We start from the raw sequence: 13567 nt of genomic DNA on the forward strand, positions 1-13567 counted from the left end.
TCAGCGGGTCAGGGCGTCAAGAATACGGGCCCATGAGCGGATGCCTTTGTGAAAGCTTTTCACATCGTATTTTTCATTCGGTGAGTGAATAGCATCATCGTCATTGGCATACCCGACCAGCATCGAATCCAATCCCAGAACCGTATTGAAATAGCCAACCACAGGGATCGATCCGCCCATGCCGGTGAAGACTGCTTCTCGATCCCATTCATCCGAAAGCGCGCCGCGCGCCGCTTCGAACTCAGGGCGGTCAAGGTTCATGACCGAAGCGGGGGACCCCTCCAGATCGCTGTCCCAAACTACTTTGGCATCGGGTGACAGGCGGTCCTCGACATGTTTGCGGATTTTGTTGCGCAACGCGTCCGGGTCCATGTCGCCCACCAGACGGCAGGTGATTTTGCAGTGTGCCTCGGACGGGATAACGGTTTTCGATCCCGCGCCGTTGTAGCCCCCCCACAACCCGTTCACCTCAAGCGTGGGGCGCGCCCATTGCTGTTCCAGCGTGGAATAACCCTTTTCACCGTGCGGCTGTGTGTACCCGACCGAGTTCAGGTATTCGGCTTCGTCAAATCCGCAGCCCTCCCACTGGCGTAACTGTTCGGCGGGAACTTCGTGGACGCCTTGATAGAAGCCATCAACCGCAACGCGTCCGGTTTCATCGTCATAGAAGGAGGCGACGATTTTCGACAACTCCCGCAAAGGATTCAGGCCCGGGCCGCCATAGTGGCCCGAGTGCAGATCGATGCGGGGGCCGACGATGGTGAATTCGTCTTTCAGCATTCCGCGCAGCTGCGATGCAATCGAAGGCACACCGCGCGATACCATGGATGTGTCGCAAACCAGGGCCAGATCGGCCTGCAATTCCTTTTTGTTGGCCTCAAGGAACGGCACCAGCGATGGCGATCCGGACTCCTCTTCACCCTCGAAAAAGAATGTTATGCGGCAGGGCAGGTTCCCGTGAACCGCTTTCCAGGCGCGGCAAGCTTCGACAAAGGTCATCAACTGGCCCTTGTCGTCCGAAGAGCCGCGCCCGCGAATGACCTGACCATGTTCGGTGTCTTCCAGCGCCGGGTCGAAGGGATCGCGGTTCCAGAGGTTTAGCGGGTCGACCGGCTGCACATCATAGTGACCATAGAAAAGAACATGCGGGGCGTAATGGTCGTCACCAACATGACCGACAACCATGGGGTGACCAGGTGTCACGCGTTTTTCGGCGTCGATACCGATACTTTGCAGATCGGATACCAGCCAGTCTGCCGCCTGATCGACCTTTTCCTTGAAGGCCGGGTCTGTCGAGATCGAGGAGATGCGAAGAAACTCCATCAGACGGTCGATAGAAGTGGTCAGATCGTCGTCGATCCTGCTCAGAACAGCGTCAAGCGACATTGCTTTCTCCTGAATGGTTGTGAATTTGCGCGGAGCCTACCAGTGCTGGCCGCGCCGTCCAGTGTGTATCGACGGGAATTTGGTCTATACTGATGAAATCGAAGTGCCAAACACGGCGGCCTGCGTCGTTTCCTCGCGTCTGATGGCCGTAACTTTACTTGTCTGCCGTTGTGATAGGGGATAGTTGATGCAAATCAAAGTGGCCCGCCCCGCAACACGGATAGGCAGACGGGGTAGGGAACCTGGCCGCTATGGCCTGAAAAGGTGCCAGTTGATAAAGTAAGTTACCCGGTTGTGGACGACCAGATCGGGGTGCAAGGAGAGACCGGTGGATTATACAGCTCAGCTCGATTCAGCGATTGCCAGGCTACATGAAGAAGGGCGCTACCGGACCTTTATCGACATCGAGCGTCGCAAGGGCCATTTTCCCCATGCTATACGCACTTGCCCGGATGGCTCGCAGCAAAACATCACTGTTTGGTGCGGCAACGATTATCTGGGGATGGGCCAGCACCCGGTCGTTCTGGACGCCATGCACGAGGCGGTGGATGCCGCCGGAGCAGGCTCGGGCGGAACGCGCAACATTTCAGGCACGACCGTTTACCACAAACGGCTGGAAGCTGAACTGGCTGACCTGCACGGCAAGGAAGCTGCGCTGCTGTTTACCAGTGCTTATATCGCCAACGATGCGACGCTCAGCACGCTGCCGAAACTGTTCCCCGGTCTGATCATCTATTCCGATGCGCTGAACCATGCATCGATGATCGAAGGCGTGCGCCGCAACGGCGGGGCCAAGCGGATCTTCCGTCACAACGACGTCGCACATCTGCGTGAGCTGCTGGAGGCTGACGACCCGGCCGCGCCCAAGCTGATTGCGTTCGAATCCGTTTATTCAATGGACGGCGATTTTGGCCCCATCGAAGAAATCTGCGATCTGGCCGATGAATTCGGCACGCTGACCTATATCGACGAAGTGCACGCGGTTGGCATGTACGGCACGCGCGGCGGGGGCGTGACCGAACGTGATCGCCTGGCGCATCGCATCGATATTATCAATGGAACGCTCGCCAAGGCTTATGGTGTGATGGGTGGGTATATCGCCGCCAGCGCAAAAATGTGCGATGCCGTGCGTTCTTATGCGCCGGGCTTCATCTTCACCACCTCTCTGCCGCCTGCGGTTGCAGCCGGGGCGGCGGCGTCGGTCGCTTATCTCAAGCGTGCGCCCGAACTGCGCGAACAGCATCAGACGCAGGCAAGTATCCTCAAGCTGCGGCTTAAGGGGCTTGGTCTGCCATTGATCGATCACGGCAGTCACATTGTTCCGGTGATTGTCGGAAATCCGGTACACACGAAAAAGCTGAGCGATATGCTGTTGGACGATTACGGCATTTATGTGCAGCCAATCAATTTCCCAACTGTCCCCCGTGGAACCGAGCGCCTTCGGTTTACCCCTTCTCCAGTGCATGGTCCGAACGAAATGGACCGCCTTGTACACGCTATGGACGAACTTTGGTCACATTGTGCGCTAAATCGCGCCGAACTTGCGGGTTAATCTAACACCAAAGTGTGCAACGTGTTTGACGCGTGTTAATCTAACGGCAACAAAAGCATCGGACGAATCGTTTTGGGGATGATTCGCCGTTAGCGTGAAACACACGCGAAGGCAGAATGGGGCAGCAGGAATGATTGGGCGCAGATCTCAGCGCGATTCCGAACAGGATACCGACGTCAGACCGAAGGGTTTTGACGATTACGAGGTTCGGCTGGGTGATGTGATGCGTGGCGAACGCGCCACAATGGGCAAGTCGCTTCTGGATGTTCAGCGCGAGTTGCGGATCAAAGCCAACTACATCGCTGCGATAGAAAACGCCGACCCTGACGCCTTCGACACGCCCGGCTTTATCGCCGGGTATGTGCGTTCTTACGCGCGTTATCTGGGTATGAACCCGGATGATACCTTCGCCGCGTTCTGCCAGGAAAGCGGGTTCGAGGTTGCGCACGGCATGTCGGCCGAAGCTTCGGTCATCCGCAAGGGTACAGGCAATCTGCCATCCCGGGGACCGATGGGCCGTGACCCGTTTATTTCTCCGAACACACCGTATCTGCCCGGCAGGGAATCGTTCGTAAGTCAGATCAAGCCGCGCGCCATAGGATCTTCACTGGTTCTTGTGGCTGTCATCTGCGGCATTGGATATGGCGGCTGGTCGGTTCTGAATAGGATTCAGCAGGTTCAGGTCAGCCCGGTCGAACAGGCACCGGTGGTTCTGTCCGACCTTGATCCCTTGGATGCCGCGCGTTCGAAAGAAGATGTTCAGGAAGTGGCGGCACTGGAGACACCCAGCGCCGAGGCACTGGACCGCCTTTATCGCCCGCAGGCTTTGGACGTTCCGGTTCTGGTCGCGCGTGACGCACCGATTTCGACCCTTGATCCGCGGGAAGTGGGCGCCTTCCGGCCGCCGGAGCTGCCCGAAATTCAGCTGGCCGAAGTTCACACTGTCGAACGCCCCTCGCTGCCGCAGGTGGTCGAACAGATCGACACTACCCTCAAGATCGTAGCTGTAAACCCATCCTGGATGCGGATCACGGCGGCGGATGGCAGCATTCTGTTCGAAGGGACGCTGGGCACGGTCGAAAAAGGCAGTACATTCGAAGTGCCGCTGACCGAAGAACCGCCTCAATTGCGGGCAGGGGCATCGGGCGCGGTTTACTTCTCGATGAACGGTGAACACTTTGGTCCTGTTGGGGCACCCGGTACAGTCACCAAGGGTGTCGTGCTGTCGAAAGACGCGGTGGCCGAGCGGTTCCAGGTTGCCGACCTTGAGGCAGAACAAAACAGTGCGCTCAAGCAACTGGTCGCCGAGTTGCAGACGCAGGCGGCGGAAACCCCGTCCGAGTGATCTTGCCATTGCGATAGCCCCGTTGCCGGACTATCTAAAGTCGCAACTCTGGCTGTTCTGGACCCGTCCTCATGTCGCTCAATCACGTTCGTCCGTGGCGTAACATCTACCGCCGCAAATCCCGTCAGATCATGGTCGGAGATGTCGCCGTAGGTGGTGATGCACCGATCGCGGTTCAGACGATGACGAACACCCTGACAACGGATGTGGCGGCCACTGTGGCACAGGTGCAAGCCGCAGCCGAGGCCGGCGCGGACATCGTGCGGGTGTCGGTCCCGGATGAGGCGTCTTCGAAAGCGCTGAAAGAGATTGTGCGCGAAAGCCCGGTACCGATTGTGGCCGATATCCACTTTCATTACCGCCGCGGCATCGAAGCCGCTGAAGCCGGCGCTGCCTGCCTGCGGATCAACCCCGGCAATATCGGCGACGAGAAACGGGTGAAAGAAGTAATCAAGGCCGCGCGCGACCACAATTGTTCGATCCGGATCGGCGTGAACGCAGGTAGCCTGGAAAAGCACCTGCTTGAAAAATACGGCGAGCCGTGCCCCGAGGCGATGGTCGAAAGCGGGCTGGAGCATATCCGCATCCTGCAGGACAATGATTTTCACGATTTCAAGATCAGCGTAAAGGCCAGCGACGTGTTCCTGTCCGCAGCGGCCTATCAGGGCATTGCCGAAGCAACGGACGCCCCGATCCATCTGGGGATCACCGAAGCTGGCGGACTTGTCTCGGGTACAATCAAATCCGCAATCGGTCTGGGCAACTTGCTGTGGATGGGTATTGGTGACACGATCCGCGTCAGCCTGTCCGCCGACCCAGTCGAAGAGGTGAAGGTAGGATACGAAATCCTGAAATCGCTGGGCCTGCGCCATCGTGGGGTGAACATCATCTCATGCCCGTCCTGCGCGCGCCAGGGGTTCGACGTGATCAAGACAGTCGAAGCGCTGGAACAGCGTCTTGAACACATCAAGACCCCGATGAGCCTTTCCATCATCGGGTGTGTCGTGAACGGCCCCGGAGAGGCGCTGATGACCGATGTCGGCTTTACCGGCGGCGGGGCAGGCTCGGGCATGGTCTATCTGGCCGGCAAGGCCAGCCACAAGATGTCGAACGATCAGATGATCGACCATATTGTTGAACAGGTCGAGAAGAAGGCGGCTGAGTTGGATGCCGCGCAGGAGGCCGCCGAGTAAACCAGAGGTCAGCGATGTATAAAAAGGCAATTGAACAAGGCGGTGTCGCCGTTGTTACAGGGGCGGCCAGCGGTGTAGGGCGCGTTGCGGCCCTTAGGTTTGCGCAAAGCGGGCTTAGTGTCATTCTGGCGGATTTGCCGGGGGACAAGCTGAACGAGGCCGTGGCCGAGGTCAGTGCCAACGCTGCTGAAGGTGCGCAGGTCATTGGTGTTGCCACAGATGTCTCCAAACAGGAAGACATCGACGCACTGGCCGAAAAGGCCTTTGCAACCGGTCCGGTTGCAGTTCTCATGAACAATGCCGGGGTCGGTCTGCCGACCAAAGCGTGGTCGGAGATGGCGAACTGGCTGAAACTGCTGGAAATCAACTTTCTGGGCGTGTTGCGCGGCGTTCAGGCCTTTCTGCCCCGCATGATCGAGGCGGACCGGCCGGCAGTCGTGATCAATACCGGATCAAAGCAGGGCATCACGACTCCGCCCGGCAATCCCGGCTACAATGTGAGCAAGGCCGCCGTGAAAGTGCTGAGCGAGCAGTTGGCGCATGAGTTGCGCGAGGCGGGCGCACCGATATCGGTGCATCTGTTCGTTCCGGGCTTTACCTACACCGGGATGATCGCCGCCTTTCTGCCGGAAAAGCCTGCCGGGGCCTGGACAAGCGAGCAAACGGTAGATCATTTCATCCATCGTATGGCGGACGGGGATTTCTACATCCTTTGCCCGGACAATGACGTGGACCAAACACGCGACGCGCGCCGGATCGCGTGGAATGTCGAGGATATCACCCAGAACCGTCCGCCCTTGTCCCGATGGCACCCCGACTTCGCCGAAGGCTTTGCAAACTTCGAAAACACCGGGAAAAAGTAAAAAAGGCCGCGCGAAGCGGCCTATTTTTCAATGAACATCAAAGGGTAATCCCGGAATCGTTACCCTTTTTCGGCCCGAACACCGTCCGCAATCTGTTGCATCTGGTCGGCAGGCAGGTAGCCGCGCAGAAGTTCAGTACCCAGCACGAACGACGGGGTGCCGGAAATCCGCATGCGTTGCGCCAGTTCTCGGGTTTGGGCGATCTCTTTGGAAACCGCGTCACTGTCCATGGCGGCGATGATGTCGTCGGTTTCAAGACCCAGACCATCCGAGAGACGACGCAGCGTGACTTCGTTGGGTTCGCCTGTGAATTCAAGCAGTGCATCGTGCACCTGCTTGTAGGCATCTGCACCTGCTACATGTTTGGTCGCCACGGCAAAGCGCGACGATATCATCGAAGCTTCGCCAAGGATTGGGAATTCCTTGATGATCAGCCGGATGTTCCCGTCTTCCGCCAGCAGAGCGTCCACTTCAGGGACCGCACGGCGGCAATATCCGCAGCGATAGTCCATGAACTCGACCAGAGTGATGTCGCCATCGGGGTTTCCGCCCACCCAGCTATAGCCGTCATTGAACAGTTCCTCGGCATTGGCGGCGACCAGTTCCTGGTCAGCCACGGCCTCGGCGGCGGCGTTGCGCTGCTCCAGAATGTTGATCGCCTCGAGGATCACCTCGGGGTTTTGCAGCAGGTATTCGCGAACCTGTGTACCGAACTCGGCCTTTTCGGCGTCGCTCATGTCGTTCAGGTCCAGTGCCTGCACCGGTCCGGTGATCAGGGACAGCCCAACAAGGGCCATGGCTGCATGTCTGAGGATCATCTGCGTTTCCTTTTCTTTTCTACCTGTTCCGAGGCTATCAGCACATCCTGCGCCCTTTGCCACCCCGGAGACCCTTCGGGCAATTGCCTTATGGCCCGTTTTGCGTGGATGCCTGCATCGGCCATGCGACCTTGCAGGGCATATCGTTCCGCTGTCACAACCGCGGCCATTCCGTTGTTGCCGACCTGAGAATAGGCAACCCCCAGATCCTGCATCAGCCGACCGTTTCGATAATCGCGCGCGCGGGCTTTTTCAAGCGCTTGCAGGGCGTTCTCGGTTTGCCCTTGCGCCAGCAGCGCACGCCCGTACCCGGCGAGGATAAGTGAGTCGTTCGGGGCCATTTCAACAGCACGGCCGTAGGCGGCAACAGCCTGATCCATCTGCCTGTTTTCCAGCAATATCTGCCCCTTGAGTTCGTAGTAGTACGGATCGTCAGGGCGAATGGCCAGTGCCCCGTCAATCGCCGCGCGCGCCGCGCCAAGATCTCGGTTCTGGTGGTGCGCTGCTGCCTGGCGCATCAGGCGAATATCCTCCGCGCTTTCCTCGCGCGCGCGTCGCATTGTCCACGTAGGCGATCGCAGAAACGCAGACAGCTTGCCCTTTACGCGGGCAAACCAGTAGTCGGCATTGGCGTTGTGGGTCGAGTTGTCTCCGAACTCGTCAAGAAACGCCTCGGCCGCGCGCAGGCGTTCCCGGCTGGTAGGGTGGGACCGTGTATAAGGATCCTGATTTGCCTCGCTCAGCAGTTCCTGGCCTGCAAACTTGCGATGCAGGGCCACCATGCCCTTTGGTGAGATGCCCGCCCATCGCAGATAACCCGCCGCGCTGCGGTCTGCCGATGCCTCTTCAGCGCGTGTATGCCCCAGAAAGCTGCGCAGGGCCGAACCGGAGGTCCCGGCAGCGATGCCGCCCGCTGCTTCGCCACCGCCCGCCGCGGCGACAATCAGCGCCAAAGCGGTTCCCAGAGAAGCATTGCGCTTTGCGGCGCGCAGGTTTTCCACACGTCTGGCCAGATGGCCATTTGCGATATGTGCGGCCTCATGCGCGATGACAGCCTGCAGCATCTCGGGGCTGTCGACAGTCAGGATCAGCCCGTAGTTCACGTAGATGGCGTTGTAGTCGATGACGAAGGCGTTGAACGTCTTGTCGTGGACCACCAGAATCCGCACCCTGTTCGTGTTCAGTCCAGCCGCCCGCAGCACCGGAAACGCCAGTTCCCGCAATCCGTGTTCGATGTCAGGATCGCGGATCAGGCCCTGCGACTTGGCAGGAACAGCGCCCGTTGTCCATGTCACCGCGATCAGTAACATGGCCGGGATTGACGCCAGCCTGGATACGCGTTCAAAAGCCATGGCCGCAACATGGGAGATGGCCATGAGAAACTCAACCCGATCCGGGGTCGATCCCTTCATCGTGATGGATGTGATGGAAGCCGCGCGCCGCGCCGAGGAAGGAGGACGCCATATCATCCACATGGAAGTCGGGCAGCCTGGGACCGGTGCCCCCAAAGGCGCGGTCGAGGCTTTGGCGTCGGCCATGGGTCAGTCGCCGCTGGGCTATACCGTTTCGCTGGGCCTGCCGGCGCTGCGGCAACGGATCGCACAAATGTATGGCGAGTGGTACAATGTCGATCTGAACCCTGACCGGGTGGTGATTACGCCCGGATCTTCCGGTGGGTTTCTGCTGGCGTTCACCGCGCTTTTCGACAGCGGCGATCGGGTCGGTATCGGCGCACCGGGCTATCCTTCTTACCGGCAGATCCTCAGGGCGCTTGGGCTGGTTCCGGTCGATCTGCCGACCGCGCCGGAAAACCGCCTGCAACCCGTCCCGGCGGATTTCGCGGGGCTTGATCTGCAAGGTCTGATGGTGGCGTCCCCGGCGAACCCGACCGGTACCATGCTGGATCGACCGGCTATGGCCGCGCTGATTGATGCGGCCCATGGACAGAACGCGTCATTCATCAGCGACGAAATCTACCACGGCCTGGAATACGAGGCCAAAGCCGTCACCGCGCTGGAACTGACGGACGAATGCTACGTCATCAACTCGTTCTCCAAGTATTTCTCGATGACCGGCTGGCGCGTCGGATGGATGGTGGTGCCCGAGGACCAGGTGCGCGTGGTCGAGCGGATCGCTCAGAACATGTTCATCTGCGCCCCACACGCCAGCCAGGTCGCGGCGCTGGCCGCGATGGATTGCGAGGACGAACTGCAAGCCAATCTGGACGTCTACCGGCAAAACCGAGCCCTCATGCTGGACGGGCTGCCCAAAGCCGGATTTACCAATATCGCACCGCCGGACGGTGCTTTCTACGTTTATGCCGATGTATCGAACTTGACGCAGGACAGCCGCGCCTTCGCGGCTGAGATTTTGGAACACGCCGGTGTGGCGGTGACGCCGGGGCTGGATTTCGATCCCGAACGCGGCCACAAGACCCTTCGATTTTCCTATGCCCGCTCGACGGCGGACATACAGGAAGGGTTGCAGCGGCTGCGCAGCTTCATGGCGGCACGAGGGGCCATCCCGCAGGCAGTGTAACCCGTTCACAAACCGGCGCTGGTACAGTAGGGTCTGCGCAACACGATCTCGGGAAAACTTGAGGCCATGAGCAGACTTTTCTTTGCCTTCGCGCTGATCTGGGCGCTGACGGGCGCTGTCGCAGCGCAGGATTTCAGCGCCCTTGCGCGCGTGCAGCCGGACATAAGCCGTATCACGGATGTCGGCCGAACCGGCGTGAAGGTGGATATCGGGCTGAGCCAGGGCGTGCCTTACCGCGTTTTCACTTTGCGGGATCCGTATCGCATGGTTCTTGACTTCCGTGAGGTCGACTGGACCGGTCTGATCAGCAGTGAATTCCTGCAATCCGAACGGATCAGTGAGGTGCAGTTCGGTACTTACGTCCCCGGCTGGTCCCGTCTGGTTCTGGAACTTGGTGCGCCGATGGGTGTCGATACGGCGCAGTTGAAGCTGGATCAAATAACAGGCACTGCGGTGTTGTCCCTTATGCTCAAGGGGGTCGAGTTCGACGTATTCAATGCCAGCGCCGGTGCTCCTCAGGTTCCCGGTTGGGATTTGCCGGAAGCGACCGCCCCACTTCCGGCGGCGCCGCGTGATCCCGACGGACCCATTCGCGTCATGCTGGACCCTGGACATGGCGGCATCGACCCGGGGGCCGAGGTTGGCGGGACCGATGAAAAAACCCTGATGCTGACCTTTGCGCGCGAACTGAAAGAGCTATTGCTGCGTTCAGGTGGGTATGAAGTGGTTTTGACCCGCGTCGAGGACCAGTTTGTTTCGCTGGAGCGGCGAATTGCGCTGGCGCATCGGGCCGGTGCCGATGTGTTCATCTCGCTGCACGCGGATTCCCTGTCGGACGGGCAGGCGCATGGTGCGGCCGTGTATACCCTGTCAACTGACGCATCGGATGTTGCCAGCCAGAAACTTGCGGAACGTCACGACCGGGGCGACCTGCTCTCGGGGGTGGATCTGAACGGGGCCGACGATCAGGTTGCGGATGTTTTGCTGGACATGGCCCGTCAGGAAACCAGACCGCGCACCAACGCATTGGCGCGGGCTTTGGCCAATGGCATGGCGCAGCAAGGTGGTCCGATGAACCGGCGGCCCGTCCGTACGGCCTCTTTCTCGGTTCTCAAGGCGGCGGATATTCCCTCGGTGCTGGTCGAACTGGGTTTTCTTTCCAGCCCCAGAGACCTGAAAAACCTGCAAAATTCCGATTGGCGCGCGCAAATGGCGCGTGGGATTTACAACGGTCTGGAAAACTGGCGGCAGCAGGATGTGATCAGACGCTCATTGATTGGCCAGTGACCCAGCGTCGCAAACAGGCTAGAATACGCCATGGTGTTTTGACCTGGCGTGGGGCCGACACTATATAGGCCGCACCGCGAGTAAAAGGCAGTACAGTGATCCGGTTCATTCTTTCGTTTTTCGGGGCGATCTTCAGCCTCGTGACCCTGGGTATCTTCATGGCGGCACTGGTCATCGGTGCGGTCTTCTGGATGTATGGGCGCGACCTGCCCAGTCATGAATCACTGGCGCAGTACAAGCCGCCCACGATCAGCAGGATATATTCCGGTAAAGGGCAGCTGATCGACGAATTCGCCCAGGAACGCCGCCTGTTCACACCGTCCGAGGAAATCCCGGATCTGGTGAAGCAGGCCTTTATTTCGGCGGAAGACAAGAATTTCTACACCCATCAGGGCTATGACCCGCGCGGGATAATTGCTGCGGGTGTCGAAGCGGTGAAATCCAAAGGTGAAAACGTGCGCGGCGCGTCGACCATCACGCAGCAGGTCATGAAGAACTTTCTGTTGTCCGGCGACCGGCAGGCCGAACGCAAGATCAAGGAAATCATCCTTGCGACCCGGCTTGAAGACACTCTGGACAAGGAACAGATCCTCGAACTTTACATGAACGAGATCTTTTTGGGCCAGAACTCTTACGGTGTGACGGCAGCAGCACAGACGTATTTCAACAAGACGCTGCAGGAACTGGCCCCGCATGAGGCCGCCATGTTGGCTGCCATGCCGAAGGCGCCGTCAAACTACCATCCGGTTTTGCAAAAGGAACGCTTGCTGGCGCGTCGCGACTACGTGCTGCGGGAAATGAACCAGAACGGCTACATTGACCGGGCTACCTATGAGGCCGAGGTCAACATGCCTTTGCGCTCGGTACAGAACGGTGACTTTGAAAGCTTCCGCACGGCATTGCCGCCCCGTGACTATTTCACCGACGAAATCCGCCGCCAGCTAAGCGAAGATTTCGGCGAGGGTGAATTTTTTACCGGCGGCTTCACGGTGCGTGCGTCGGTGGACGAGGAAATGCAGGTCGAAGCTGCCAAGGCCCTGCGCACGGCCCTGCAGAAATACGACCGCTCGCGCGGGAAATGGCGCGGTACGGGTGAGGTGATCCCGGAAGAAAAACTGGCCGAGGAAGCCCAGTGGCGCGAGGCGCTGGCCATCATGGAAATTCCGCGCGATGTCGAATTGCCGACCCAATGGTATCCGGCTGTTGTGATGAATGTGGCCGATCAGTCGCTGACCGTGGGTATCGAAAACGGTCCGGCAGACGGAACCATTCCACGCGAAGACATCAAATGGATGCAGGGCAGTTTCAAGGACAATTTCAAGCGCGGCGATGTCATTCTGGTGATGGCCGGGGAAGAAGGGCAGTGGTCTGCCCGCCAAGTGCCTGAGGTGCAGGGCGGTTTCGTCGCGATGGATGTGAACTCGGGCCGTGTTCTGGCGATGCAGGGCGGGTTCTCGTATCAGGATTCGGTGTTTAACCGTGCCACGCAAGCTCAGCGTCAGCCGGGGTCCAGCTTTAAGCCTTTCGTCTATGCCGCTGCGCTGGACAGTGGTTACAGTCCCGCCACCATCGTTGTGGACGCCCCGATTGAGGTGAACACGCCGCAGGGTCTCTGGCGGCCCAAGAACTCGTCGAACAAATTCTACGGGCCAACACCGCTGCGCACCGGGATCGAACAGTCGCGGAACCTCATGACCATCCGTCTGGCCCAGGAGGTGACGATGCCGGTGGTTGCGGGATATGCCGAACGGTTTGGTGTTTATGACCGAATGGGCGCGTTCCTTGCGAACTCGCTGGGATCGGAAGAAACGACGCTGTACAAAATGGTCGCCGCCTATGCGATGTTCGCGAACGGCGGCGAGCGGGTCGAACCCACTCTGGTCGACCGTATCCAGGACCGGTTCGGAAAGACGATCTACCGGCATGATGACCGCCAGTGTCTGGACTGCAACTCAACCTGGCTGGAACCGGATGAGTCGCCGCAGATCGTGACCGACCGCGAACAGGTTATGGATGCCATCACCGCCTATCAATTGACGTCTATGATGAAAGGCGTGGTTGATCGCGGCACCGCGTCGCGTGTTGTCAACCTGCCGGTGCCGACTGCCGGCAAGACCGGCACCACCAACGAATCCAAGGACGCCTGGTTTATCGGCTTCACCTCGAACATCGTGGCCGGCTGCTATATCGGCTACGACCGGCCTCGTCCGATGGGCAGTGGCGCCTATGGCGGTACGATGTGCGGGCCAGTATTCCAAAGTTTCATGGAAAAGGCGGTCGAGAAATATGGCGGCGGTCCGTTCGAAGTTCCGCCAGGCGGGCACTTCATCAAGATTGACCGTTTCAGCGGGGCGCGCCTGCCAGAGGATGCGGTCGGGGAATATGTGGTTGCCGAGTATTTCCGCGACGGTGTCGATGGCTTCATAGACCGGATTTTCGATGGCGGCTTTGCCATGGGATCCGATTTGCCACTGTTCGAAGAAGTCAGCGGATCGGGTCGGCAGGTGACAACTTCCACCGGAAGCACAGTTACGGTCGGACCCAACGCAAGCCAGGGTGATCTGCAGGGGGGCGGACTGTACTAG

General features: G+C 59.3%; 10 protein-coding genes. 7 read left to right on the top strand and 3 right to left on the bottom strand.

The window, feature by feature from the left end; all coding sequences use genetic code 11:
* Nucleotides 1-1386, bottom strand: a complete 1386-nt coding sequence (locus tag AC2FIR_RS01360) for a M20/M25/M40 family metallo-hydrolase (RefSeq protein ID WP_496743753.1) — start codon at nt 1384-1386, stop codon at nt 1-3.
* A gap of 328 nt (nt 1387-1714) precedes the next feature.
* Here AC2FIR_RS01360 and hemA point away from each other — a divergent pair, with 328 nt between their 5' ends.
* The 4 genes from hemA (at nt 1715) to AC2FIR_RS01380 (ending at nt 6339) form a co-directional block, all read left to right on the top strand.
* Complete coding sequence (hemA, locus tag AC2FIR_RS01365) at nt 1715-2938, top strand: 5-aminolevulinate synthase (RefSeq protein ID WP_496743755.1); 1224 nt, start codon at nt 1715-1717, stop codon at nt 2936-2938.
* 130 nt (nt 2939-3068) lie between these two features.
* Complete coding sequence (locus AC2FIR_RS01370) at nt 3069-4283, top strand: helix-turn-helix domain-containing protein (RefSeq protein WP_496761827.1); 1215 nt, start codon at nt 3069-3071, stop codon at nt 4281-4283.
* 71 nt (nt 4284-4354) lie between these two features.
* On the top strand, nt 4355-5476 hold the full coding sequence (ispG, locus tag AC2FIR_RS01375) for a flavodoxin-dependent (E)-4-hydroxy-3-methylbut-2-enyl-diphosphate synthase (RefSeq protein ID WP_170677562.1): 1122 nt from the start codon (nt 4355-4357) through the stop codon (nt 5474-5476).
* Nucleotides 5477-5490: 14 nt separating this feature from the next.
* A complete protein-coding gene (locus AC2FIR_RS01380) occupies nt 5491-6339 on the top strand; it encodes an SDR family NAD(P)-dependent oxidoreductase (RefSeq protein ID WP_496743760.1) in 849 nt (282 codons plus the stop codon).
* Between the two features lie 59 nt (nt 6340-6398).
* Here AC2FIR_RS01380 and AC2FIR_RS01385 read toward each other — a convergent pair whose 3' ends face one another.
* Nucleotides 6399-7157: a DsbA family protein gene (locus tag AC2FIR_RS01385; protein ID WP_496761830.1), complete on the bottom strand. Its 759-nt coding sequence runs from the start codon at nt 7155-7157 to the stop codon at nt 6399-6401.
* Nucleotides 7154-8533 (bottom strand): M48 family metalloprotease, encoded by a 1380-nt coding sequence (locus AC2FIR_RS01390; protein WP_496743763.1) that lies wholly within the window; start codon nt 8531-8533, stop codon nt 7154-7156. The genes AC2FIR_RS01385 and AC2FIR_RS01390 overlap by 4 nt, the downstream gene beginning before the upstream one ends.
* Between AC2FIR_RS01390 and AC2FIR_RS01395 the strand changes: the two genes are divergently transcribed.
* The 3 genes from AC2FIR_RS01395 to AC2FIR_RS01405 all read left to right on the top strand — a co-directional run bounded on the left by AC2FIR_RS01395 (nt 8532) and on the right by AC2FIR_RS01405 (nt 13567).
* Complete coding sequence (locus tag AC2FIR_RS01395; protein ID WP_496743765.1) at nt 8532-9695, top strand: pyridoxal phosphate-dependent aminotransferase; 1164 nt, start codon at nt 8532-8534, stop codon at nt 9693-9695. The two genes, AC2FIR_RS01390 and AC2FIR_RS01395, sit on opposite strands and share 2 nt — an antisense overlap.
* Nucleotides 9696-9761: 66 nt before the next feature.
* Complete coding sequence (locus AC2FIR_RS01400) at nt 9762-10982, top strand: N-acetylmuramoyl-L-alanine amidase (RefSeq protein WP_496743767.1); 1221 nt, start codon at nt 9762-9764, stop codon at nt 10980-10982.
* Nucleotides 10983-11077: 95 nt separating this feature from the next.
* On the top strand, nt 11078-13567 hold the full coding sequence (locus tag AC2FIR_RS01405; RefSeq protein WP_170610366.1) for a penicillin-binding protein 1A: 2490 nt from the start codon (nt 11078-11080) through the stop codon (nt 13565-13567).

The sequence above is a fragment of the Ruegeria sp. CDSB136 genome (assembly GCF_059610965.1).

What these genes read in the sequence shown, in the direction of transcription:
- AC2FIR_RS01360 (WP_496743753.1), bottom strand. Translation starts at nt 1,386, where the DNA reads ATGTCGCTTGACGCTGTTCTGAGCAGGATCGACGACGATCTGACCACT.
- AC2FIR_RS01370 (WP_496761827.1), top strand. Translation starts at nt 3,069, where the DNA reads ATGATTGGGCGCAGATCTCAGCGCGATTCCGAACAGGATACCGACGTC.
- ispG (WP_170677562.1), top strand. Translation starts at nt 4,355, where the DNA reads ATGTCGCTCAATCACGTTCGTCCGTGGCGTAACATCTACCGCCGCAAA.
- AC2FIR_RS01380 (WP_496743760.1), top strand. Translation starts at nt 5,491, where the DNA reads ATGTATAAAAAGGCAATTGAACAAGGCGGTGTCGCCGTTGTTACAGGG.
- AC2FIR_RS01385 (WP_496761830.1), bottom strand. Translation starts at nt 7,157, where the DNA reads ATGATCCTCAGACATGCAGCCATGGCCCTTGTTGGGCTGTCCCTGATC.
- AC2FIR_RS01395 (WP_496743765.1), top strand. Translation starts at nt 8,532, where the DNA reads ATGAGAAACTCAACCCGATCCGGGGTCGATCCCTTCATCGTGATGGAT.
- AC2FIR_RS01390 (WP_496743763.1), bottom strand. Translation starts at nt 8,533, where the DNA reads ATGGCCATCTCCCATGTTGCGGCCATGGCTTTTGAACGCGTATCCAGG.
- AC2FIR_RS01400 (WP_496743767.1), top strand. Translation starts at nt 9,762, where the DNA reads ATGAGCAGACTTTTCTTTGCCTTCGCGCTGATCTGGGCGCTGACGGGC.